The sequence below is a fragment of the Dehalobacter sp. DCA genome, from assembly GCF_000305775.1.
In the GTDB taxonomy this organism is placed as follows: Bacteria; Bacillota; Desulfitobacteriia; order Desulfitobacteriales; family Syntrophobotulaceae; genus Dehalobacter; species Dehalobacter alkaniphilus.
On record NC_018866.1, the window covers coordinates 2459330 to 2482458 of the forward strand.

The window sequence follows — 23129 nt, forward strand, 5'->3', positions numbered from 1 at the left end:
CTCACGTGCTTTCTTAATAATCCTCAAATCGATCAAATATTGCGATCAGTTGTTCTTCCAGTCCTAATTGTGAAACATTAAAAACGATCAACACTAAACTGACTTGTACATCTTCATTTACCGAACCTGCTGATTCGTTGGTGTGGCAGTATACTTCATCCCCTGTTGAAGAAATCATCACCGAATGATTGTTGGCAGAAAGAAATCCTTTTACATGTCCGATAATACCGCCGTTGTCCAAAACCCAGGAATTTAGCGCTTTGATTTCAATTTCGATGATGTTTTTTATCGTATTCACATCTTTTTGCTGAAGCGTATTTTCACCTGAAACTGCAAATGCGCCTTCGTGTATTGTCGTTTTAATTTGATATTTTCGCCGTTTAGACAATTGTGCACTGCTGAAAAACTTAACCATTTCTTATCACCTGCAATATTGTCTCATCGATTTCTCTCACCCCATTGATGCGGTATAAAGCAGCTTTGTCATTTAGGTTTCGAACGTCATTTTCAATTATATTCAGTGTTTCTTCATCCACAAGATCTGTTTTATTGATAAGAATGATCTGCGCATTACTCAGTTGTCCTTCAATTAATCTCTCTAAAGGAATGCGGATTCGTTGCCAGCGGCTAGCATCAACTATTGTTACGATTCGGGCTGTCATCCTAAGATTATTGTAAATTGAATCTGAGATACCGCCTGGATATGCAACGCCTGTTGCCTCAATGATTAGCCATTCGGGATCATTTTTACTCTTGATGTCTTGAATGCCTGTGATGAGATCGTTGTTTAAACTACAACAGATACAACCTGAGAAAATATCTCTTACTTCATAACCATTTCTTCGTAATACTTTATCGTCAATCCCAACCTGACCAATTTCATTTTCTATAATTGCAACAGTTGTTTCTTTTATTCTTTCAGAACTGTCTACAAGATAATGTGCCAACTGCAAGAGGACGCTGGTTTTCCCTGAACCCAAAAACCCGCCTAGAATAATTATTTTGATAGCAAGTCCCCCCCAGTCTCACAGATTATTTAAGAATTTAACCTATTACTTCGCTATATGTGCTCATTATATATAAACGAAATAATAGCGTATATGGACGAAATGGTATAATTTTATAACAATCCAACCTTGTCAACACGGCTGTGATGCCGGTTTTTTTATTTTGGTAAAATCACGCTATTATATACTCTCAAATGGTAAATTTCAGTTATTTTATTAAAGACTACGTGACAAGCCTGCCACAGAGTTATCCATTGATGACATCAAAACTACCTGCGAATCACAAGTTGGATAAGAAAAACTGAAAGACACGAAATGAGTAAAACCTAAATTAGGCTATTGCCTCGATATGCGAAGACAATAGCCATGACGATCTGACTGCAGAAAATGAATATTTATGGAAATAACTATTCTTGTCCAAACAACTGGAAAGTGATATGATATTGCTAAAGGTCAGGAGGGGGAGCCTATGGATAAATCGGATATAATCCTGGATAAATTAAATTCAATGGAAAAAGCTTTGCGAGTAGAAAATAAAACGCTAAGTGACAAAATAGATAGACTTGAGAACAAAGTTGAAAAACTTGAGAACAAAGTTGATAAAGTCAGTGAAAAGCAAGATATGTCCTGGCAAGCAATACAAGAGATACGGGACGATTTGACGGAAAACAGTGCCCAAATTAAAATCATTGATAACAAGGTAAAGGCTTTATAGCCTTTATTTTTAGTTCCCCCCATCAGAATCGGGTGACCTCCCCGGTTTGCAGATTGAGCCGGGCAAAAGTAACGGGCTGGCTATTCCCGTCTCCCTCAATGTAATAGCCAAAGCCGTCCAAATAAAAAAGATAGCCGTCGACGAGATACTCCGCTTCATAATCATCGCAAGGCAGCTTAACCCGATACGTCCCCCTTTGACCGGTGGGCCCGCCATCCGTCGTGTAAAAATAGAGCCAATCACCATACACATAGCTCATGCCGTCGAGTCCAAACCGATTCATTTCCAGGAAAGCACGTTTCACGGCTTTACCTGTCTCTTGATCGACCTGAAAGACTGACCAGCCTGCGGAAGAAGGAATACCGTCCGAACCCCGCTCTTCGGTCACAATATAAAATTGGCCGTTATAACGGCTGCCTCCTCCAAACTGTCCCAGGATGACATTTTCACCGGTCCGGGCATTCAGTAAATGCTGCGCTTCACCGTCTTCGTAATCAGTATAAATCAAATAGTCATTGTCGGCAGCGGTAATATAGGTGCGCCCTTCGGCCAGCAATTCACTGCGGCTCCCGTCCAATGCCGCCCTGTAAAGGTCCCTGTTACTCATGTGGGTATAATAAATCCATTCGTCCTGGATGGAAAAATAATTGCCGACATTCCTGATCAAAATCTGGATGTTGGTGCCGTCTTTATTCATTGTACATAAATTCCCGCGCGGGGTCTGGTTGATGTCGTCAAAACCGATCTGATCGGTAAAATAGATCTTATCATCTGTCAGCCATAATTGCAGCGAAGAATTCGCACAGATCTTTTCAGTGTTTCCCTCAAGGTCCACCCGATAAATACCCCGTCCCCGATAATAGTAGGGCATATAGTAGACATAGGTGCCGTCAAAGTAGAGCTTTTGCACGGAGTCGGTCTTTACCAGTCGCTGTACTGTATTCTTTGCGGTATCGACCCTATAAATCCCGTCCTGCGGCTCGGCATAATAAATCAGGATGTTGCCGTTCTTGGCAAAGAACCCGCCTTTGTGCATACTGTCGCTTTTTTCATCCGAGATGGCTGCCCTATTCTTACTCGAAGCTCCGCTCTCCTGTGATCCCGTCGCAGTATCCCCTTGGCTGCCGGTGTTTTCAGTTGCCGGAGATGTTTCAGCAGCACCAGCAGGACCTGTGGCAGACCCAGGTTTCGCGGCGCAGCCTGACACCAATAGAAGGATTAGTGCAAGGCAAACCAATCCATATTTCATTTTTTTCATCCAATACATGCTCATCCTACCTCTTCCGTTTTTTTATCAGAAATTACAGGATATGGTTTATGTCGTATTAAATTCGCCGTAAATTGATACTCTCCTTTTATATTTCAACCTCTGATGTTGATGTTCAGTTTTGAATTAACAAAAAAAATTTCTGTGTCAGAAGTGGACAATGTTCATATGATGTACCAGGAAAAGTCTGTCCTAATTTTCGGGAGGGTGATTAAGTGTTTAATAAATATGGTTTCCAAAAAATAACTCCCCTAAACGGTTTTGATACAGATCCCAATAATGCCATGCAAAACAACTATGCCTGGTCAATGGCTGAGCTGGGAGACTATCTCTATGTAGGAACGGGAAGAAATATTCTCTATAACATTCTCCTGGCTGTCCAAAATACTGGAATACTCGGGGATTTCAAAATCCCGAGGGAGCTGACACCTAAGATTGTCGATAACCGGGCAGAAATCTGGCGTTATAACAAGGCACTTCCCCATGCCGGTTGGCAGAAGGTCTTTAAAGCCCCGGATGATTCCAATATCATTCAGGGTTTCCGGTATATGATCCGTTATACGGATGCCAACGGTCAAACAGCGCTTTATGTGGGAGGGTATTGTCAGGGTAAGGTAAGGACATTTCGTTCGACAGATGGATTGAACTGGCTTGAGATACCGAATGATAACCTTAAAGGTACTTCAACGAGGGCGATGGTGATTCATACCAACGGAAAACTCTATATGTCCGCTGTCGATGAGGCCTCTCCAATTCAACCCGCTGTAATTTACGAATATATCCCACCTGACATTCTATTTCCAAATGGCAGATGGGAACCGGTTACAGCAGATCCAAGCAACCCCTTATTTATCCAAGGGAAAAACCCAAGCGGGCAAGTCATGATGATGGCGAGCTTTAAAGGTCATCTCTATGCCGCTACCACGAATCTGGCGGAAGGATTTGAACTTTGGAAAACGGAAGGCGCCGAACCGAAAATGAATGAATGGAAATTGGTCATCGACAAGGGTGCCGGTGATGCGCTTAATATTATTCCCTTAACCCTAGGAATATTTAGAGATTATTTATATGTCGGGGCCATCATGTTCCCCCTGCTTGCAGAGCAGCCTATGAATCTCTCGGCCTTCAAACCGTTTGATGTCGTTCGAATTGATGCGCAGGATCATTGGCAGCTGGTCATCGGGGGTAAGCCGAAAAAGCCTACCAACCCAACCACGGGAACACGCGGCAAAGCTTTAAGCCATAAACCCTCAGGTTTGGGAAATCCCTTTAATTTATACTGCTGGCAGCTGGAAGAATACAATGGTGAGTTCTTCTTAGGCACATTTGACTGGTCTGTACTCCTTAAACCACTTGTCCCCGCTATCATTCCTTCATTATTAAACCTGCCAAAGTTATTTGAGGAACTTCTTAAAATCGTGCTTAGCGTGCTGCTCGCTGTAGGCGACGCCCTCTATCCATTTGAAGGATTCGACTTGTATAAGTCCAAGGATGGGATCCATTGGGTTCCGATTACCTTAAACGGTCTCGGAAATAAGCATAATTATGGTGCAAGGCTTTTATTCAAATCCATCAACGGACATTTGAATTTAGGAACAGCCAACCCGTTTGATGGGTGTGAAGTTTGGAAAAAGTGAATTGAATGTAAATTGAATGGAATGGAATGGAATGGAATTGATATCAAAAATGGCCTGTTTTACAGGCCATTTTTGTCAATGATGATTTTACTGACCCTCTTCGCCATCGCCATGATCGTTAAAATCGGCGGATTCCCCAAAGGCTCGGGGAACAGCGTTGCATCAGCTACATACAGGTTCTCGGGCAGCCTGGGACTGTGGAATGTCCCGGCTTCGTTTGCGGTAAGCGGCAGCATGCCGCCGGGGTGTCCGGCATTGATCGTTCCCAGGAAAATAGTATCCTTTTTTATCCCGTACCTGGCAAGGATCTCTATGCAGAGTCCAACTTCCTCCCGCAATCTTTCCTGATCTATATCGCTCAGCGTTTTCCTGATGTTTTTGTTATCAACCGTTCCGGCGCTTGAATCCGCCAGCTTGATCATCAGGGATACGATATCCTGGGCAGGATACCGCCAGCTAGGATGAAAGAAAAAGCTCAGATAATCAAAATAAGGGGATAAAATAGCATGCTCCCTCTGTACGGCAAAGGGCATCGAAAGCTCTTTGTTCTGAAGACTTCCCTTTTGCCGGGCAGCCACGCAGAGAACGGGATCAACGAACAGCCTGCTTTCGCATTCGATCCCCGAGTTCTGAAGAATGACGGGGGTTGAAAATCCGCCTGCCGCCAGGATTACAAGATCCGCCGGGTAAAATACGGTGTTGAAGCCTTTTTGGGCCTGAACCCCTTTTACGAGACCCTTTTCCATAACGAGCTTCACTACCTGACAGCCTGTGATGAGCTCCGCACCCAAATCCTGTGCAGCGTTCAGAAATTGACGGCTGTCCCATTTTACATGATACCGGCAGCCCAGGACACACCTCCCGCAGCCGGTACAGCGCTGATAATTACCCAGTTTGGGCAAAGGCACAGGATTCAGGCCCATTTCCGTGCATATTTCAAACAGCTTTTTGGTGGAATTCCGCCATTTGGGCCGATGGTCATTGGTGACTGGGATCTCCCGGTAAAGCTCTTCAAATTCATCATCCAGATCAATGCCAAGATCCTTAAGCCCTTTGTCCATACGCAGGGCATTTCCTGCTGAAAGCGTGGTCGTCCCGCCTAAGCCCTTCCCGCTGACCATCACCATGCTGTCCGGGGTTTTCTTGACGCTCATCGACGGAAACAGCAGTTGTATTTCCCTCTCATCGAAGAACAGTCCGGTTTTTCTTAGCTTTTCCAGAACAGATAAATTGATAGAAAACGGCTTGAATTCCCGACCTGCCTCCAGGACTGTCACCTGAAATTTCCCCTGCAGTTTCTTGGCCGCGGCAGCCCCTCCCGCACCGCTGCCGACGACGATTACCCTTTTCATGTTGAACCATCCTTACTTTTTTACCTAAAGTTCCCTTTGAAAATATCCTTTACAGCATTCATTGCCTTCCGTGATCCTGTGCTGGAAACACAGCCTGCCGCCGCCTGAAAGCCCTGCGGCCAGCCCTTCATCCAGCGCAGAAATCAGTTTGCAGACTTCCCCGGAATAATAACTGCTGAAATAGCACTGCCGGATGATGATTCCCCCCTGCTGGTCACATTGAAGATCAATGCCGATCAACTGATAGATCACCTTCAAGGCCGTAACAGCCTCTTCCCAGGTTCCGATATGCAGGGTTTTTCTCAAGTTCCGTCCGAATCGATAAGCATTTTGGTACAGCCGCTGTTTGACTTGTTCAACGGGGCGTCCGCTCTGTAAATGATTTTCCGCTTGTTCCTTGGTAAATAAAGCGTATTGCGGGAGAAGCGCAGCCGAAGAAAGCCCCTTTAGCTCCGGCGGCTCACTTTGGAAAGCATCCGCCGTCAAGCGGAACAATTCCTTCAGTTTTTTCCTCTTGATCCATTCTGGCAGACAAAACTGGATGATTTTTAAAAGCATTGCAACTCCCTGTTTTTTTCAGTCTTAGCAAAAGGCGCTAAGCATTACCGCTAAGCCCGGTTTTCCTAATTTTTAGGTAAAAATACAGTGCCGCTAAGCCAATCAACCCGTCAACAACGAAGTTGGCCAAAAAAATCAGGTAGGGCCGGTAAATGAAAAATAGAAACAGAGAAAGGATGGAAGATGCCAGTTTGGCATGGGTCAATAAAAACGGATAGATGTGCTGCACCGGATTTCGATACATCAAGATGGCAAGTAAAGTAACAAGATACATATAAGCAACTGCCAGTGCCAGATAAAACCCGACGCCTTCTAATGGAGCTTCGGGCAGTCCAAAATAACCGGAAATACGGTTAAAGAATATCAGGGCCGCATCAGGGAAAAACAGAAAAATCAGACCTACCACGGCAAATATTCCTGCTGCAATCAAGCTAAACAGTTTATACAAGCTCATAACCTATACCCCCATAACCCTATCCCTATTACTTCATTCCTACCTCTTCATCCCAATGATTTGATCCCTATAGCTTCATCCCTATAGCTTCACTCCAATCATTTCACTTCCACGGCTTTATTCCGATAGCCTTACCCCTTATAATACAGCCGGAAAAATTCGGACAGCGGACTGAACCGGACTTCCTTCATCATCTTCAACGTATCTTCTTTGCTAAGGGGCGATTGCCCTTTATTATATTTCTTCAGCAACGCATAGTTCTTGTTCATAAAGCAGCAGCTTTCCGACGGAAAATGTGCTTTCATCTCCGAGAAAACGGCTTGCAGCGATTTATCCCGGACATTGCCGAAGGTTATCGGTATGAACACACACGGGCTAACCTCGCCAAAGGCATCGATATAGACCATTTTATGGCCTGCATTGCAGCCAAAATGCTCTCCTCCTTCAAAATGCCCAAGATAATTCACCGTGATTTTTCTCTCTCGATTGTATTTATCCTGCAAGTGCACAAGGCTTAAACGTTCTTCTTCGGTAAGGACTGCGGCCTCATGCCAAAAAGCCTCCACTGTTGGCTTGGTTTCACTCAGCCATGCTTCATCGATCCCAAGGCCGATCAGGAACGCCAGAAATTTCTCAACCTGATTTTCCCGAAGCATCTCCCTGGAGATGACCGTCGATACACTGACATGAGCGCCTGTGCCTTTAAATATTTCGATCGCTTGAAGCGCTGCCCGGAAAGCCCCATGGCATCCTCTGATTCGGTCATGTTCTTCCTCCTGCCAGTGGTCCAGGCTGATCGAGACATAGCAAAGACCCGCCCGCTTCAGCTCCGCCGCCAGCTCTTGCGTAATGCCCATGCCTGTGGTAAACAGCTTAACGGCGCAATCATCTCCGGCGCTTTGGACGATCTCTACGAGATCTTTGTTCATAAGTGGCTCCCCGCCGGTAAAACCCAGCCAGAAGACACCCATTTTCTTCAGATCCTGAATGAGCTGCTTGATTTCTGCCGTATTGAGAAGCTCCCCGCTCCGGTTCTTGTTGTAACAATAGGCACAATGCTGAGGACAGGCATCGGTCAGGCTAATTTGGGCATGGGAGGGCCCCTCCGTCCTTGCCAGAAGGTGCTCATTGATAAAGCGGGTAAAGGCTTTGCTGTTTACCGGGGGCAAATGGGAATGAAGGACCAGCTGCCCACCGACATTCAGCAAACGGAACTTCCCCATGTATTTCATCAGGAACCAATTGATTGAAGGTTTGACCCTGATGATTTGCTTGTTTGCCCATAGCGATCTGGCTAAGGCAATCTTATTGTTGAATTCAGACATGGCCAGCGCACCTTACATTCCATATATTTCTACTTGATAGTTTATCATAATTATACTTACATCACCATGCATTGACCTGCCTGTAATTTATAATGGCATGCGGCGGCCAGTGAGGAGACGGTAAATCCACGCCTTGATAGGTGTGGATTTTTATATTAAAAAATGCGCCTGGAACGGCGCAATTAATCAAAAAATTAAACTTACCACTTGCCTCGTCCAACATGGCCTGCGATTTCTGCTTTGCTTCTTTGTTTGATGACCCAGGCCTCGTCATGAGCTTGTTTAAACAAAGCAACGCATGGCGGGTCAAGATTGATTTCAATGCCTTCTTTTGCTAAATCTTTTATTCTCATCGCTAATTTGATGATTTCCATGTGGATGTCATTGGTCCGGTCTGAATCCAGGATCTTTTTGGCATCTTCTTCAGATAAGACGTTGAATTTCTCCTTTGGCGCCCCACATTTCGGACAAAAATCGGGGGCCGCGCTTCCCTCATGAACGTAACCACAAACAGAACATTTCCATAACATAGTTATTTCCTCCTATTTTTTATTTTTTGTTTTATCTTCTTTATGTTTCCTGAACTGAGTTCAGATGTAAGGAGCTTTCTCTATAATCCAACGGGTTTAAAAGGGCTTTCAAGTATTTTTAACCGGTTCGGCCACCGCATGGATCCCTGCAATATGGCCGAAAGTCATTGCGGGGCCGATGGTGCTTCCCGCACCCCAATAGGCATTGGCTGTCGGTGAAGCAATGCAGTTTCCCGCGCCATAAAGACCTGGGATTGGATTCCCACGAACATCCAGGACTTGGGCACGACTGTCAATGACGGGTCCGCCATTGGTATCCAGTGTCCCCGCTCCAAGGATAACCGCATAGTACGGCCCATGATCACTTAGCGGATACATACAATAATTCCGACTTCCTTCCGGAGGCCAAGGGGCGCCGGGAACCGTCGGCGGAAATGTTGTCCATTCCCTGTCATACGTGTATTCTCCCCGATGGAAATCCTCATCTTTGCCGTTTTTGGCAAATTCATTAAAACGGGTCACCGTATTTTTTAAGTTTTCCAGAAAATCAGGGGCCAGTCCAAAGCTCCCGGTATGTTCGGCTAATGCCGACAACCGCTGAGATAATGATCGCGTGAGCTCCTCCAGCGTAGACCCTGAAATGATATAGGAAGGAAGCGCATTGCTTTGAAGCGGGTACGGCGGAAATCCCTGCCATAATTCAGCCGTCCTCTGGTCATAAATCATAAACACCAGCATGTTTGTCCATTCCGCACGCTGAGGGTCCCAAACGAAGTGGGTCATGGTCCGATCCGTATAATTTCTTTTTTCATCCATGATGCGTTTGCCATAACGGTTGACTTCAATGACACTGTCACCGGGAATATAAAATACGTTATTCGAACCTCCAGGATAGGCAAGGGCATTTTCCAATATACTTTCTGCTCGGAAAGCACCGGCCATATTACCGAGCTTGGCACCGATTTCCACTGACATCGTAATGAAGTCGCCGGTATTCGTCGGTGCGGAGCAGCCGCCAAAGTGAGGCCCCCGCTGGAAATGAAGCATGAGTTCCGGGTTGTGGGAATAACCTCCGCTGCCAAAAATAGCTGCCTTGCGCGCTCTGAACCTGATGATTTCTTTTCCTCCCCTGACAACTTCCAGCCCAACCACTTCTTTCCGGTCGTTCTGCAGGATATGGATAACCTGATGATCCGTCATGATCTTTATCCCATTTGCTTTCGCCCAATCCTCCAGTTGTCTGATCAGTTCAAAGCCGTAACTCATCTTGCCTTCGGGATTTTTTGCGTACAAAACGCGTCCCCGGACTCCTTTGTTTTCCGGAAGATGATCCATATAATCCACCTGGGGTTTACCTGTCCAGTTGATTTCCTGAATGCTGCTCAGGGCACCGCATTCAGCTAGAAACTCTACTGTCTCCGACGCTCTGTCAACCATTGCTTCGATCAGTTCATACGCGTTCTGCGGGATCCCTAACCTGAAATCCTTTGGGTTGTACAGATGAGGATAGGAATATCGTGCCATATAGCGAAGTGCATCCTCTTTTTTATCTTCAATCCCCCGTTCACGTTGAAACCGATTGTTTGGCGTCCAATAACCGCCCCCCGACCGAATGGTCGTTCCACCGATTGAAGACGCTTTTTCCAGCATGATAACACTGGCTCCCTGCTTTCTTGCAGTGATTGCTGCAGAAAATGCAGCCGCACCGCTTCCCACGATAAGAATATCTGCTTCATCATCAAAGGTAGACGATCTCGTGAACGGAAGGCTATTCAAGCCATGAGCATCTTGACCAGGATCAGCAAGTAATTGAAATTTCTCCTTTGGCGCACCGCACATGGGACATTTTTCTGGTGGTTCAGCCCCCTCATGGACGTATCCACAGACAGTACAAATCCATTTTTTCATAGTTTCAATCCTTCTTTCTCTTATGTACTGTTGAATGAAAAAGGTTTTTGCTGTTATTGTAACTGGTCGAGATCATACTTATATGCAGCTACTTTTTGAACATAATCATCATTTTCATAAGAGCCGCTGTCATTGAGGAGAATTTTGCTGTTTTCAATTCCTCTTTGTCTGGATAGTATGATGAGATCAAAGACCATCTCATCAGGATATCCTTGCCCGGTCCAATAGTCCCGATCATCAATCAGCTCTTCAATTACGATATTAATGTCCTGAGGTTGCGCATCATTATTTCCATCTACTTGGAAAATCGCTAAAACTAACTCATACGATAAATTGTTTTTCTCACACAGTTTCCAAATATCACGCTGCATTTTTTCCGGCATAGGTATCTTATAAATTGGCACTTTTTTTAGTTAACGATAATCTTCCCCTTCATGAATGGATGATAGGTACAGATGTAATCAAATTTTCCTGCATCACTGAAAGTTTGTTTATACGATTGGCCCTTGTTCAAGCGTCCGCTGTCGAAAGACTTACCTGTAGCCGTATGATCCATTGCATCCTTATTAATCCAATTAATGGTTTCACCCTTTTGTATGGTTATCTCGGCTGGTTGGAATTGATTATTCTCAATAAGGACCGAATTCTTTTCAGGCGCTTGGTCAGACGGCTGCCCGCTCTTAGCAGGACTGCACCCCGTAATGGTTATGGTCAGTATCACCAGCATGATGCTAATAAACAGGAGTATCTTTTTCATAAACAAGCCCTCCATTTCCATAAATTTTTACAATCTGAATATTCCCCAATAGAGCCCTATTGCCATAGAACCATGGATGATTGCTACCAGAAGAATGATGTATCCCATGATCCGGTGCCATCGAAAAGGAATAGGGACGATTCTTTTCGCAACAAGAATCTGAAAAACGATCAGTAAGAATAATAGCAAACCAAGCCAGAGATGGAGCGGCTTTCCCATTATTACCGGTATCATCATGCTTTTACACTTCCAACCTTGCTATCTTCATACCTTCGGTTATTGCTAAGGACTGATTCATCATTACCTTCCAAGCGCTGCATGTTATCTTTACCATATAATCCTTTCATGATCGCCCTTATGATCTTTAATTCCTTTTCATTGTTGAATGAATAAAGTATTTGCATATTTCCGCCCTCATTTCTCAACTTACTTTTATGGATATTAAAAATGATAACAAAAAAAAATGTCATTATTATGACATTTTTCTTCCATTTGGCATCTATTCTTTGCACAAGGTTTTCATACTACATGGTTTTCATAGAAAGTCCTTTGGCGTAGTTGTCCGCATCTTCTTTGATTCGTGCCAGGTGATGAACTTCTCAAGTTTGCCCTGAAGAACTCCGAAATGAATAGGTTTAGAGATATAGTCGTCACATCCTGCGCGGAAAAACTCCCGGATATCTTCCCGGAAAGTCGTGGCCGTTTGCATAATGACGTGAAGGCCTTTCAGCGCCGGATCCTCACGGATCAATTTAAGTATCGTCATCCCATCCATCACCGGCATCTGAGAATCTAACAGCACGACATGAAAACTTTCTTCATGTAACAACTTCAGTGCAGCCTCTCCGTTTTCGGCTTCTTGATAATTAAGATTCATCCGGTTAAAGAAATAAGCAATCAGTTTCCGATTCTCCACGTTATCGTCTACCACCAGGATCCGTAATTTCCCTAAGGCCTGTTTCTGTTTTTCTATATGGAGCTGTTTCATATCAAAATACGCTTTCGGAATCAATCCTAATATTTCCTTCACATCGGAGAATCTCTTCCTGACCTTCTCCATATCGGGTGGATTTTTTCTTAGTTCCGCCTCTATTTCAGAGGACTTCTGATAGACCTCTGTCATTTGCAGTGTCCCAGCGCTTCCTTTTAGGGAATGCGTCAGGGACTGAATCTTTTCGATCACCTGCTCAACAAGGGCATTCTCCAGGGCCTCTATTCTTATCACAATATGATTCAGGCACTCCAGCAGCATCTCAGGAGTCCCCATCTCCTCTTCTGCTTTGTTAAGCCATCTTTCCGCCATGGCTGTACCGAAGGCCTCCCTGCCTTGCATGACTTGACGGATAAATGAATAGAAGTCGTCTTCTTGACTGGGCGTTCCGTATTTCAGGGCATTGGCGTCCGCCTGGTAACTGATCCGACCCGCCCTGCCTTTCTTCAGGCGGATGACTGGGACAAATGCTGTCCGAAAATCCTGTTCCAAATCATCGGCTAACATCTTCATCGTGTTGCTTCCGGTATTTTCATACAGTAGGACAATGTCAGCACTACCGATCATAATGCTGTCTTTTGTTTTAGCATCGAAAGGAAGTACTTTTATTGCGACCCCATCGCAGGAACCTCGTTTCACGATGTTCAGAACAACTTCCATATCGACCGGTTTGCTGCTGTCCACAATCAGGAATATAATCCGCTCATTGCTATTTAGTTCAGTTCCCGCTAAGACCGGTTCGATATAATCCTGTAATTCTATTTCCCCGGCTTCAGCCGGCAGGGATACGATAAATTCAGAACCCGTACCGGTGCTTTCATACCGAATGCTCCCCCCCATCACGTCCAGCAGGTTTTGCGTGATAGACAGTCCCAAGCCGGTTCCCCCATATTTTCTTGCATAAGAAGTATCGGCCTGCTCAAAAGCGGAGAAGATTACGGTTTGTTTATCCTCTGGAATTCCGATGCCGGTATCTTTAACGATGATTTCCAGCTGCCCATTCTGGTAGGTAACCCGGATACTCACGCCGCCAAACTCGGTGAATTTGAATGCGTTCCCCGTCAAATTGACCAAAACTTGCATGATCCGGTGTTCATCACCTACGATGATTTCAGGAACAGAAGAATCAATATACACCTCCCAGGATAGGCGGCGTTCCTGCGCTTGAATCATAAACATTTTTTTCAGGTTTTCCAGCAGTTTGCGTATGGAAAACCTTTTTTGTTCTATTTGGATCATACCGGCTTCGATCTTAGAAAACTCGAGAATATTATTGATCAGGTTCAGAAGATGGCTGCCGGCATTTTTTATGATTTCAAGTTTTTCCCGTTTCTCAGCGGCCTTCTCCTCCTCATACAGGATATTTGTAAACCCTATGATTGAATTGAGCGGTGTGCGGATTTCATGGGACATATTTGCTAAGAAACGGCTCTTCATGTTGTTGGCTGCTTCAGCCGCATTTTTTGCGTCTTTAAGCTTGATTTCATTAATTGTCAGTTCACGGAAGATTGAATTATAGGGGTCTTCAATCCCGGTCTTTACGATGGCACGGTACATGAGGTAGAAGGAAATGATTTTAAAGTAATGTCCGACCATATTCAGGATGCCAAAGTTATCAATATAGAGAGTAAAAGACAGTTCCTGAAAGATCGTGAAGACCATCGCAGCGATCAACAATTTATAAGTCTTTTCATCGAAATTTTTTCTGTTCTTCCAAAGCAACAAAATACCGGTTACTAAGATAGAACAAACGATGTATTCGCTGATAATCTTAAATTCTGTTTGTCCTTGGTTGGCAATAAAACAGATCGGGAAGATTTTCCATACAAAGATAGATGCCAAAAGGACCGCTGTTATAAGGAAATAGATGATGATGATTCCCCGGGTCCCGACCCTGTGTATCATTTGATTAACCTTTTCAGGCCAAGCGAATGCGACCAGCAAGGTTAGGCTTTCCATATATCGCGCCGCAATCCATAACTGATTGGCATAGAAGTCGTAATCCTTAAAAATAGACATCCCCTGGTACGAAAGCGTGTGCAAAAGATCGATCATCGCAACGAAAAGGTAGCCGATGCTAATAAACACCAGCACTTTGTTTTCCATATATTTTTTGGAATTCCACATGATCAGAAAAAGGGTTCCGGCGATGGCAATGCTGAATAATTCTACTAAAGAATGGAACAGTAAGTAATTGAACTTTCTGATAAAAAACAGTCCAACGACGACAATCATCGCGCTAATCATATAATTCAGCGGATTTTCTTTCGCATTTTCCATAAAACACTTCCTCAGTGAAGGGTTCGGTTCCGCTATATTTTTGGACGGTGCTCCGAACAATAATTTAATTTTAATATTCTTAATTAGATGATAATAGATAATAATCCTTCTTTCTTCGATAAATGTTCTTTTACGGATACTAACAAAAAAAAATGCCATTATTATGACATTTCTCTTTTATTTAGAATCTATGCTCCAGATCTGATGAAAAGAGTTCTTTACAGGGGCTTCACTCCCAGTTTGTATCCGACTCCGTGTACCGTTTTGATGTAATAGGGATTGGCAACATCCGGTTCAATCTTTTGCCGCAGACGTTTTACCAGTGATGCAACGACTGAATCACTTCCAAAATAGTCAGTTTCCCAAATTTGGTTAAGGATCAGGTCTTTCGTAAAGACCTGATCAGGACGGTTGGCAAGTAACCAGAGAAGCGCATATTCCTTGGGGGTCAGATCAACCTCTTGGCTTCTTACCATGGTTGTGCGGCTGGTATTATTAATCGTCAGGCCAGGAAGTTCCACGATATCTCGAATATTTTCCAATCGTCCATGTTCTTTAACCCGGCGCAATACCGCTTTAATACGTAAGATAAGTTCCGTACTGTCAAACGGTTTGGTGATATAGTCATCACATCCTAAAATAAGTCCGGAAATCTTATCTGCATTGTCTTCCTTGGCCGTCAAAATGATAATCGGCAGATTACTTTCTTTCCGTATTTTGCGGATAACTTCAAATCCATCCATCCCGGGCATCATGATATCGAGCAACAGCAGATCTGGTTTGTAATTCCGATACTCCGTGCTGACTTCCGTACCGTCTCCGACAACCTTTACATCATATCCTTCGCGGCTTAATAAGATATGCAAGAATTGCCGGATACTGGTGTCATCTTCTGCAACCAGAATTTTTGTTTTCAAGATGACGACCTCCTTCTCACTCAATAGCCAATACAGCCGTATAACAGATTTGATTTCCTACGCCATCCCTAGGGAACTTGTTCCGAACCGGCTTTGCCAGCCTGGATTTTTGCTTCATCCACAATCTCATTGAATACTTTCAGCAGTGATTTTGTCGATGACTTTATGACCATCAGATATTCCCGCTGTTCATCCGTGACTTCCGTCATCAGTGTCAAATCAGTCATACTCATAATTCTTGTCATATACGTGCGAACTTCATGACTCTTATCTAGGACCATCACAAGAAGCACACTCCTCAAAGCGTCTTACCGCCTAAGATATATCTCAACATATTCCACGTTTTCTCGTCATTTCCTCCTCAAATGGCAGTACCTCCAGCGAAAAAATCATAAAGGCCAGAACGTCTGAAGACGCCTGACCTTTATGATTATATTACAATTTTAGGGGTTACAGGGTACTCTACATTATTTAGCAGCTTGTGTGGTTAACGCTATTTGGCAATAAGTGCATACCTTTTCTGGCCCTTAAAAATCCATCGATTCCGATAAGCTCCGCATATTTTGAGAATTTCAACATCGCTAAGTTTGTCCAGATATAACCAAAGTTGTTAAACGATCCACTGGCCATGAATTGCGTATTCATAAACATTGCAATGAAGGCGAACCAGAAAATTCTAAATCCAAGAATCATGGAGAGACCTATCGTAATCTCAAATATAACGACGAGCGTATCCGTTACTCCTGGCATACCTAAGAAGAAAGTGTTGGCAATCCAGGCGAATGCTTTGTTAATATAAAGTGGATCAAACCTTGTAACTTCAGGTCCGGCAATATTCGCAACAAGCTTCGTGATCAGCCCCGCTGAATGGATGTTTCCATCAGAAAGCCATGTTAACTTGTGAAGCCCGGAGGTAAGCCAGCCAAACCCATAGATAAGTCTAGCGATGGTAAAAACAATGACGAGAAAGGCTGCTTTGCCATTCTTCATTTCGGCTGTTACTGAATCAATATAACTTTTCATTGCTGTAGACATTCTTTCCATCTCCTTTTTCTTTGTATCAACGCTATTTTCTAAACGCCATGCTATTTCGGGAAAAACAAGGTGGCTTTTATAGGATGATAGCAAAAAAAAATATCATTTTTATGACATTTTTCTTTTATTTAGACGTTATTCTTTTTACTTGTGATCCTATTTTGCCCATCTCTCGACCATTTCATAAAATGCACTTGTTTCGACAGGCTTCGTTAAATAATCATCCATTCCTGCGTTAATACAGGTCTCCCTGACCCCTTCTAACGCATCAGCCGTCATAGCGATAATGGGTGTGTGTGCGCCTCGCTGACGCTCTAATTGTCTGATTGCTTCCGTTGTTTGGTAACCATCTAATCCCGGCATCTGACAATCCATTATGATGATATCAAATTCCTGTTTTTGATAAGCATCGAGGGCAGCATACCCGTCCTCTGCCAAGACAACTTTCCAGCCCTTGCGCAAGGAAAATTTTTCAATCACAATCCGGATGATCTCATCGTCCTCCACAATGAGAAGCGTTAACGGCTTTTCTTCGACCTTAATTTCGGAGTCACGGATTTCATTTTTTTTGTCATCTTCTTCCACGGCCAAGTCCAGTACCTCCATTTCCGTCTATCCCCCCTTTGCGGTTCCATTCTCTAGAAACGCAGAGGGGAGTTTTATGACAAATATATTAAGAGGAGCTTCTTATGGCACTATATATCCTATGGCCTGTCTCTTATTGGTTCATTTTTACCCGGATTATTAACCATCAGCATCAGCGCCATGGTCAGCCCCCTGAAAATATCAATGCATTCCAGCCGGATTGAACTGTTAAGATTATCTGATTTACTTGCAAGCGTCATTTTTTACCTCAAATCTTTTTTCTACTGCTGAAACAAGGCAAAGTTATCCTGCCAAATGTAAATTTCTAGCAATAGTATAGCAAAAATGACGGCGGTTTTCACCTGAATTTAATTATTTTCCAGCTCCCTGAGATATCCCTTTAATTCTTCCGAAACATCCGTATCCATATTGACATGATTTTCCCATGAACTATTACTGGTACCATTTCGAATGTTGAAGCGCACAATGACAACATTGCTGCTATTGTAACCCGGACTTGGATCAATATTTAATAATTCCTCAATCACTTCAGGATCTTTAATTTCTACCTTCTTGGGAATTACTGCTTCGTCTGAATTTCTTGCATTATTTGCTATCATCCTTTCTTCGTAGTTTTCCAGCTCAACAGATTCGATGTTCTCCAATAGCAGGGCAAATTGGTCGTAATATCCCTTTTCTTCAAGCCACTTTTTGAGCGAAGTAAAACTGCTTTGAAGCATGATGTTTGTCGTTTTATCTTCATTGTTAACGACTGATATGTTGATATGTTCCTGCTTTTTTGACGCCATTTCTTGATAGGACATTTTACTTATTTCATCTTTCAGAATTTCTGTAAATTCCTTAAGATCCGTGCTGTCTGTGAGAATTACAGGCTTTTTGCCGCTGCGACCATCGCTGAGTGTGATGAGTTTTATATCCTCCGGCTTTAGGCTTATTGCCGGGAATATCAAGCTTTTATACTCACCGGATTCATAAATCGGTTTTAACAAAGCAGCATCCTTCTGATCGGCTTCATTAACTTCGTATTGCCTGATGAGATAGCCCCCATTTTTCAGCGTATAAATAAGATAACGGGGTTGGCCTTCAGCCTTATTCCTTTCTTTTATCAAATATCTGTGAAGCTCAGTCATTCTTGCAATATTATCCTTGCTTTCAAAGAACAAAGGATTGTTATTTTCGAGGTAACGTTTTCCGTACCAATATTCCAGGTATTCCGGATTTTTTTCTTTTTCATAATAAACCCACAGTCCCATGTCATACCCCAAATAAACCTTGTCTACTTCTTCAGGGTTTGGTACACGGTTAACAAAACCACCAACGTCCAGAGAGATAGCTCCAAAAAGTATCAGAATCACAGCCGAATAGTACAGATAACCCTTATAGAAATGCAAAACCTTGAAAGATTTATGAATCAAAATTTCGGCAACAAAGTACCCCAGGACCGAACCGAAAAAATAGCCAATAATCAGCAAGGGAAAAGACTGTCCGGCAAGACTGCAGAAATAGGATCCTCCAATAAGCATCAAACAGAAGGTTACCCCATATTTGAATACCGGGTATAACGCGGGAAAGGCAATAATATCTCCGGCCGTTTCGAGTTTTCTGTATTTGTAAGCCAACCATCCCAATCCAAAAAATATGACTGCCGCTATGAGGTATGTAATAAAGTATCCGACAGTATGCACCGTATACACTGTTCCCTGCGGCATCCCATTCAAGAGCAAAAATATCGGATAAGTATTCTCGAAAGCCAGCGAGTAGGTATTGGCGAATCCGTACAATAATTGCCCTAAGCTGTAGGTAATCAACGTATAAATTCCCACCGGCAGTACCTGAAAGATATAAGTAAACACGATTTGGGCGATGGAAGATCCGGTGAGCATGCCAACAAATACAGTTACACTGTAAAACAAGACACTGAACAACACGTGTAATCCCAGCCACATTAATATCTTAGGCAGCGTATAAAAGCTTCCGAGTACCGTAACGTATTTTAACAGTATGAGAATGAAACAATTCAGCACTGCAGGCAGCAGTAAAAGAACGAGGCCTGAAAAACAATGGCTGGCATATTGAGAACTCCTGTTATATGGCAAACTGTGCATCATCACGGATGACTTGTCTGCCTGCAAGTATCTGAATATGAACACTGCCAATAAAACCGGCACCGTACAGATTAGAATATTCTGAAGCCCGCTCTCTGAAAGGCCTAACGCCCTATCTACAGTATCTTGGAGCCATTGTGCATCAAAAATTTCTAATTTCAGGGTATCCATCAGGTTCCTGAAAGGCATATCAATAAAAAGAGCCAGTGCATACAGGGCGCTTAGCCACCAGTAACGTTTAAAATCACTTAAGATCAACGCTTTTTTAAATAAGGATATTTTGAATGTCATAGCCCATTCCTCCCAATTCATAAATAAAAATTTCTTCCAGCGTCAGGGGAAGTACATCCAAAATAACCGGATTGGCTGATTTTACTTTTTGCATTAATTCGTCCTTATCTCCTCTGGCGATGAGCAGCAGTATGCTTCCTGTCTGGGTCTTGTGCAAAATATGTGTATCTACGAGGAATCCCTCCGGAATGCTATCAGAGAATGCGATCTGAAATTTGTGGATATCCGATTTCATGTCATCCAGTTCTCTCTCCACAACGATTTTTCCATTGTGAAGAATCCCGACGTGATCACAAACATCTTCCAGCTCTCTCAGATTGTGGGATGACACCAATACGGTTACCTCTCTTTCGGCGACATCCTGAAGTACAAGACTCCATACCTTTTTTCGCATGACAGGGTCAAGACCGTCGACGGGTTCATCAAGGACCATCACGCTGGGCATTGCGCAAATCCCCAGCCAGAAGGCCACCTGTTTCTGCATCCCTTTCGAGAGTTTGACAACCCTTCTCTTGCTGTCGATAGGAAATACCTGCTTTAATTGCTCGTACCTGTTCCAATTCCATTGGGGATATATTTTTGCGTAAAACTTTGCTGTTTCATCGATGCTGTATTGAGAAAAGAAATACAAATCGTCAGGTATGTAGACCATTCGGGCCTTAACCTCAGGATTTTCATAGACCGGCTGATGGTCAATCGCCACTGTGCCTTGATCCTGGCGGTATAATCCGGTTAAATGCTTAATCAGCGTAGTTTTTCCGGCACCATTCGGCCCAAGCAGGCCATATACCGATGCTTTCCTGACATTAATATTTAATTCATTCAAAACTTTATTTTTGCCAAAATTCTTCGTCAGATTTTTAACCTCAATCAATTTTCTTGCCCTCCTTCTTTGAATATATTTCTTCGATCCTGGAAATAAGCTGTTCTTTAGGTATATTCATATAGGCAAGCTCTGAGATAAGTTTGTCTATCTCCAGCATCAAGTCACCCCTTCTTGCTTGATTGACTTTGTCAGCAAAGGGTGTAACAAAGCTTCCTTTGGCACGGATGGCGTATATATATCCTTCCAGCTCCAGATCTTTGTAAGCTTTCTGAATGGTATTGGGGTTTATGGTGAGAGACTGGGCCATTTCACGAACAGACGGGACCCTTTCATTGGGTTTTAAGACGCCGCTGATGATAAGTGCTTTTAATTTCTCCTTAATCTGTTCATATAAAGGCCTATGATCCAAATAATCCAATTGAAACATCGTTACCTCCAACTGTATTATTTTATATAGTACAGTTAATACAGTGATTATATTAACTTATCCTCCATTTTTTGTCAATAGAGAAAAAAAGAAGAAATCCAAGCATAACAAAAGCAGAAGCCCGGCCAAGTGAACCGGGTTTCTGCTTATAACCAAAAATATTTTTAACCTATCATATACTATGCCTTGTCCGGGATTTTTGTTACATATAAAAAATAGAGACTGACCGGTTCCAAGTATCAAACGGAACTCTGATTTTACCTGTTTTTCTCCGAGCATGCGAAGAAAAATGTGCCGATGATCAGGCAAACCACCGTCAACACTGCAATAGCGATAAAGTTCACCACCGGATTAAACAAGACAACGCTGCCGTATTCCGGCGTCCCTGCGTAAACCACCGCCCGTACCAGGTCAAGGCAGTAGGTCATCGGCATGGCATGGCTTAAGGCATAGAGGACACCACTGGAGTGGTTGATCGGGATAATCGCGCCGGAAAGGAACATCTGCGGCATGGTGATAAGCATCACGGCAATATTCGCCGTCCTACTGCTTTTGACAAGCCCGATAATGATCATGGCCAGCGCGCCCCCCGAAAGGCACATCAGCGGCGACAGCGCCAGAATCAGCAGCAGCTGCCCGGGACTTAGGGTAATTCCCATGATCAGCCCGACAATCAAGGTGCCGGCCATACTGACGATTGCTCCAAAGGAAGAGCCGAAAATCTTACCGATCACGATCGCATACCGGGAAACGGGAGAGACCAGCATTTCTTGAGTAAAGTCCGTGGTATGGTCCTCGACCAGCGACGTCATCCCCATAGTCGTGACCATAAAGAGCATATTGACCAGCATCCCGACCAGCATAAACTGATTGTAATCAAAACTAAGTCCGCCCGCCATGTTCTGGGCGAGGCTGCCGCCCAGCATCCCCATCATTATCAGCGGCATCATCAGGCTCATGATGAGGGAGCCGGGAGACCGGAGCGCGATGGTAATGTCGCGTGCGGCAATCGTAAGCACAGCGTTGATTTCACGTCCGAATCGTGATTTCTCTTTTTCTTTTGACCAGGCAGTTTCATTCATGGCAATCTCACTCATGCTGCTGCACCTCCCGTCCTGTTCAGATATTCCACATAAGCGTCTTCCAGCGTCGGCTCATTGATTTTCAGCAGCGTCAGCTTGGTATTCAGCCGGGCGATAATTTCCTGCGCCGTTTTGTCCTGATAAGGGACGATGATATGCGCGTCCTTTTTATGGAACAAACCCAGTTCCGAAAGTTCTCCAGTCAGGCCCTCCCGATCGTCGGCGTCCAGGATCAGTTCCTGGCGGACCAGGCTTTTTTTCATTTCTTCCGGCGAACAGCAGCTAGCAACCCGTCCCTGATTAACAATGCATACTTTGTCCACGTTCTCGGCCTCGTCGATGTAGTGCGTGGTCAAGAACACTGTGGTGCCGTGTTCCTTGCGGACAGTGTTGATGTATTCCCACAAGCTTCTGCGGCTTACGGCGTCCAGTCCCTGCGTCGGTTCGTCCAGAAACAGCACCGACGGCGTGTGCATCAGGCTGCGGATAATTTCCAGCTTGCGCTGCATACCGCCCGACATCTTTTTGACCGGCTTAAACAAAGCATCCTGAATACCGACGATCTCAGCCAGTTCCATGACGCGGTCTTTATATGCGGAGGGCATGAGGCGAAAAGTCGGCCGGTAGCTGAACATCCCATACAGACAGGCGTGAAAACGGATATTTTCTTCCGCCGAGAGCTGCAAGTCAAGGCTGGGCTGCTGAAAAATGATTCCGACCTTCTCGCGCACCTGCTTCGCCTCCTTCTCCACGTCATAGCCCGCGATCGTGACGATGCCGGAAGTCTTGGAAAGCGTGGTGGTCAGAATGGAGATGGTGGTTGTCTTCCCGGCGCCGTTCGGGCCAAGAAAGGCGAAAAATTCCCCCTCGTTCACCGCGAAGCTCACGCCCTTCACTGCTGGCGTTTTCGCTTTATCATACTGCTTGACCAGTTCTTCTACATAAATCATAGCCATCAAAATAACCTCCTGTTTTTTTACTACGGTGACAGTTTACCGCTGTAAAGTAAACGGAGGTTAAATGGAATTTAAACGAAATGTAAACTGAGTGTTCAAACAT

General features: G+C 44.1%; 25 protein-coding genes. 2 read left to right on the forward strand and 23 right to left on the reverse strand.

Annotation, left to right across the window (positions count from 1 at the left end):
- Positions 1-13: 13 nt before the first annotated feature.
- Both DHBDCA_RS11845 and DHBDCA_RS11850 read right to left on the reverse strand, forming a co-directional pair.
- On the reverse strand, positions 14-415 hold the full coding sequence (locus DHBDCA_RS11845; RefSeq protein WP_015044450.1) for a hypothetical protein: 402 nt from the start codon (positions 413-415) through the stop codon (positions 14-16).
- Entirely contained in the window at positions 408-1007 is a 600-nt protein-coding gene (locus tag DHBDCA_RS11850; RefSeq protein WP_034379144.1) for a GTP-binding protein, read from the reverse strand. The genes DHBDCA_RS11845 and DHBDCA_RS11850 overlap by 8 nt, the downstream gene beginning before the upstream one ends.
- A 469-nt stretch (positions 1008-1476) precedes the next feature.
- On the opposite strand from DHBDCA_RS11850, the gene DHBDCA_RS11855 reads away from it, so the two are divergent.
- Complete coding sequence (locus tag DHBDCA_RS11855; RefSeq protein ID WP_015044452.1) at positions 1477-1722, forward strand: hypothetical protein; 246 nt, start codon at positions 1477-1479, stop codon at positions 1720-1722.
- A 22-nt stretch (positions 1723-1744) separates the two neighbouring features.
- Here the strand turns inward: DHBDCA_RS11855 and DHBDCA_RS11860 are convergent, their stop codons facing one another.
- Positions 1745-2989 carry a DUF5050 domain-containing protein gene (locus DHBDCA_RS11860; protein WP_242824906.1) on the reverse strand — a complete coding sequence of 415 codons (1245 nt, stop codon included), beginning with the start codon at positions 2987-2989 and terminating at the stop codon, positions 1745-1747.
- Between the two features lie 215 nt (positions 2990-3204).
- Between DHBDCA_RS11860 and DHBDCA_RS11865 the strand changes: the two genes are divergently transcribed.
- Entirely contained in the window at positions 3205-4626 is a 1422-nt protein-coding gene (locus DHBDCA_RS11865; protein WP_015044454.1) for a hypothetical protein, read from the forward strand.
- 59 nt (positions 4627-4685) lie between these two features.
- Here the strand turns inward: DHBDCA_RS11865 and DHBDCA_RS11870 are convergent, their stop codons facing one another.
- The 20 genes from DHBDCA_RS11870 to DHBDCA_RS11965 form a co-directional block, all read right to left on the reverse strand.
- Positions 4686-5978, reverse strand: a complete 1293-nt coding sequence (locus DHBDCA_RS11870) for a GMC family oxidoreductase N-terminal domain-containing protein (RefSeq protein ID WP_015044455.1) — start codon at positions 5976-5978, stop codon at positions 4686-4688.
- 24 nt (positions 5979-6002) lie between these two features.
- Positions 6003-6536: a hypothetical protein gene (locus DHBDCA_RS11875; protein ID WP_015044456.1), complete on the reverse strand. Its 534-nt coding sequence runs from the start codon at positions 6534-6536 to the stop codon at positions 6003-6005.
- 37 nt (positions 6537-6573) lie between these two features.
- Entirely contained in the window at positions 6574-6990 is a 417-nt protein-coding gene (locus DHBDCA_RS11880; protein ID WP_015044457.1) for a hypothetical protein, read from the reverse strand.
- Between the two features lie 131 nt (positions 6991-7121).
- On the reverse strand, positions 7122-8315 hold the full coding sequence (locus DHBDCA_RS11885; RefSeq protein ID WP_015044458.1) for a radical SAM/SPASM domain-containing protein: 1194 nt from the start codon (positions 8313-8315) through the stop codon (positions 7122-7124).
- A 200-nt stretch (positions 8316-8515) separates the two neighbouring features.
- Entirely contained in the window at positions 8516-8845 is a 330-nt protein-coding gene (locus DHBDCA_RS11890; protein ID WP_015044459.1) for a rubredoxin-like domain-containing protein, read from the reverse strand.
- 108 nt (positions 8846-8953) lie between these two features.
- Complete coding sequence (locus tag DHBDCA_RS11895; RefSeq protein WP_015044460.1) at positions 8954-10753, reverse strand: FAD-dependent oxidoreductase; 1800 nt, start codon at positions 10751-10753, stop codon at positions 8954-8956.
- Between the two features lie 53 nt (positions 10754-10806).
- Positions 10807-11136, reverse strand: a complete 330-nt coding sequence (locus DHBDCA_RS11900) for a hypothetical protein (protein ID WP_015044461.1) — start codon at positions 11134-11136, stop codon at positions 10807-10809.
- A 26-nt stretch (positions 11137-11162) separates the two neighbouring features.
- Positions 11163-11510 (reverse strand): cupredoxin domain-containing protein, encoded by a 348-nt coding sequence (locus DHBDCA_RS11905; RefSeq protein WP_015044462.1) that lies wholly within the window; start codon positions 11508-11510, stop codon positions 11163-11165.
- 27 nt (positions 11511-11537) lie between these two features.
- Positions 11538-11747 (reverse strand): hypothetical protein, encoded by a 210-nt coding sequence (locus tag DHBDCA_RS11910; RefSeq protein ID WP_015044463.1) that lies wholly within the window; start codon positions 11745-11747, stop codon positions 11538-11540.
- A gap of 298 nt (positions 11748-12045) precedes the next feature.
- Positions 12046-14781, reverse strand: a complete 2736-nt coding sequence (locus DHBDCA_RS11920) for an MASE3 domain-containing protein (RefSeq protein WP_015044465.1) — start codon at positions 14779-14781, stop codon at positions 12046-12048.
- 218 nt (positions 14782-14999) lie between these two features.
- A complete protein-coding gene (locus DHBDCA_RS11925; protein ID WP_015044466.1) occupies positions 15000-15698 on the reverse strand; it encodes a response regulator transcription factor in 699 nt (232 codons plus the stop codon).
- A gap of 68 nt (positions 15699-15766) precedes the next feature.
- Positions 15767-15979, reverse strand: a complete 213-nt coding sequence (locus DHBDCA_RS11930) for a sensor histidine kinase (protein WP_081580538.1) — start codon at positions 15977-15979, stop codon at positions 15767-15769.
- Positions 15980-16169: 190 nt separating this feature from the next.
- Positions 16170-16733, reverse strand: a complete 564-nt coding sequence (locus tag DHBDCA_RS11935) for a hypothetical protein (protein ID WP_015044468.1) — start codon at positions 16731-16733, stop codon at positions 16170-16172.
- A gap of 156 nt (positions 16734-16889) precedes the next feature.
- Positions 16890-17339, reverse strand: coding sequence for a response regulator (locus DHBDCA_RS11940; protein ID WP_015044469.1), 450 nt, complete (start codon positions 17337-17339; stop codon positions 16890-16892).
- Positions 17340-17437: 98 nt separating this feature from the next.
- A complete protein-coding gene (locus DHBDCA_RS15490) occupies positions 17438-17578 on the reverse strand; it encodes a hypothetical protein (protein ID WP_015044470.1) in 141 nt (46 codons plus the stop codon).
- Between the two features lie 108 nt (positions 17579-17686).
- Positions 17687-19735 carry a DUF6449 domain-containing protein gene (locus DHBDCA_RS11945; RefSeq protein WP_015044471.1) on the reverse strand — a complete coding sequence of 683 codons (2049 nt, stop codon included), beginning with the start codon at positions 19733-19735 and terminating at the stop codon, positions 17687-17689.
- Positions 19710-20609 (reverse strand): ABC transporter ATP-binding protein, encoded by a 900-nt coding sequence (locus DHBDCA_RS11950; protein ID WP_015044472.1) that lies wholly within the window; start codon positions 20607-20609, stop codon positions 19710-19712. The genes DHBDCA_RS11945 and DHBDCA_RS11950 overlap by 26 nt, the downstream gene beginning before the upstream one ends.
- The gene (locus DHBDCA_RS11955; RefSeq protein WP_015044473.1) at positions 20602-20988 is read right to left on the reverse strand and encodes a GntR family transcriptional regulator; all 387 of its coding nucleotides are present in this window, start codon (positions 20986-20988) and stop codon (positions 20602-20604) included. Before DHBDCA_RS11955 ends, DHBDCA_RS11950 begins: the two co-directional genes overlap by 8 nt.
- A gap of 257 nt (positions 20989-21245) precedes the next feature.
- Positions 21246-22070 carry an ABC transporter permease gene (locus DHBDCA_RS11960; RefSeq protein ID WP_034379254.1) on the reverse strand — a complete coding sequence of 275 codons (825 nt, stop codon included), beginning with the start codon at positions 22068-22070 and terminating at the stop codon, positions 21246-21248.
- An 11-nt stretch (positions 22071-22081) separates the two neighbouring features.
- Complete coding sequence (locus DHBDCA_RS11965; RefSeq protein WP_015044475.1) at positions 22082-23026, reverse strand: ATP-binding cassette domain-containing protein; 945 nt, start codon at positions 23024-23026, stop codon at positions 22082-22084.
- Positions 23027-23129: the final 103 nt, after the last annotated feature.

Coding starts and splice junctions, on each gene's coding strand:
- DHBDCA_RS11930 (WP_081580538.1), bottom strand. CDS start 15,979: ATGGTCCTAGATAAGAGTCATGAAGTTCGCACGTATATGACAAGAATT.
- DHBDCA_RS11920 (WP_015044465.1), bottom strand. CDS start 14,781: ATGGAAAATGCGAAAGAAAATCCGCTGAATTATATGATTAGCGCGATG.
- DHBDCA_RS11910 (WP_015044463.1), bottom strand. CDS start 11,747: ATGATGATACCGGTAATAATGGGAAAGCCGCTCCATCTCTGGCTTGGT.
- DHBDCA_RS11945 (WP_015044471.1), bottom strand. CDS start 19,735: ATGACATTCAAAATATCCTTATTTAAAAAAGCGTTGATCTTAAGTGAT.
- DHBDCA_RS11870 (WP_015044455.1), bottom strand. CDS start 5,978: ATGAAAAGGGTAATCGTCGTCGGCAGCGGTGCGGGAGGGGCTGCCGCG.
- DHBDCA_RS11955 (WP_015044473.1), bottom strand. CDS start 20,988: ATGTTTCAATTGGATTATTTGGATCATAGGCCTTTATATGAACAGATT.
- DHBDCA_RS11895 (WP_015044460.1), bottom strand. CDS start 10,753: ATGAAAAAATGGATTTGTACTGTCTGTGGATACGTCCATGAGGGGGCT.
- DHBDCA_RS11845 (WP_015044450.1), bottom strand. CDS start 415: ATGGTTAAGTTTTTCAGCAGTGCACAATTGTCTAAACGGCGAAAATAT.
- DHBDCA_RS11885 (WP_015044458.1), bottom strand. CDS start 8,315: ATGTCTGAATTCAACAATAAGATTGCCTTAGCCAGATCGCTATGGGCA.
- DHBDCA_RS11940 (WP_015044469.1), bottom strand. CDS start 17,339: ATGGAGGTACTGGACTTGGCCGTGGAAGAAGATGACAAAAAAAATGAA.
- DHBDCA_RS11900 (WP_015044461.1), bottom strand. CDS start 11,136: ATGCCGGAAAAAATGCAGCGTGATATTTGGAAACTGTGTGAGAAAAAC.
- DHBDCA_RS11855 (WP_015044452.1), top strand. CDS start 1,477: ATGGATAAATCGGATATAATCCTGGATAAATTAAATTCAATGGAAAAA.
- DHBDCA_RS11890 (WP_015044459.1), bottom strand. CDS start 8,845: ATGTTATGGAAATGTTCTGTTTGTGGTTACGTTCATGAGGGAAGCGCG.
- DHBDCA_RS11905 (WP_015044462.1), bottom strand. CDS start 11,510: ATGAAAAAGATACTCCTGTTTATTAGCATCATGCTGGTGATACTGACC.
- DHBDCA_RS11960 (WP_034379254.1), bottom strand. CDS start 22,070: ATGAATGAAACTGCCTGGTCAAAAGAAAAAGAGAAATCACGATTCGGA.
- DHBDCA_RS11880 (WP_015044457.1), bottom strand. CDS start 6,990: ATGAGCTTGTATAAACTGTTTAGCTTGATTGCAGCAGGAATATTTGCC.
- DHBDCA_RS11875 (WP_015044456.1), bottom strand. CDS start 6,536: ATGCTTTTAAAAATCATCCAGTTTTGTCTGCCAGAATGGATCAAGAGG.
- DHBDCA_RS15490 (WP_015044470.1), bottom strand. CDS start 17,578: ATGACGCTTGCAAGTAAATCAGATAATCTTAACAGTTCAATCCGGCTG.
- DHBDCA_RS11935 (WP_015044468.1), bottom strand. CDS start 16,733: ATGTCTACAGCAATGAAAAGTTATATTGATTCAGTAACAGCCGAAATG.
- DHBDCA_RS11965 (WP_015044475.1), bottom strand. CDS start 23,026: ATGGCTATGATTTATGTAGAAGAACTGGTCAAGCAGTATGATAAAGCG.
- DHBDCA_RS11860 (WP_242824906.1), bottom strand. CDS start 2,989: ATGTATTGGATGAAAAAAATGAAATATGGATTGGTTTGCCTTGCACTA.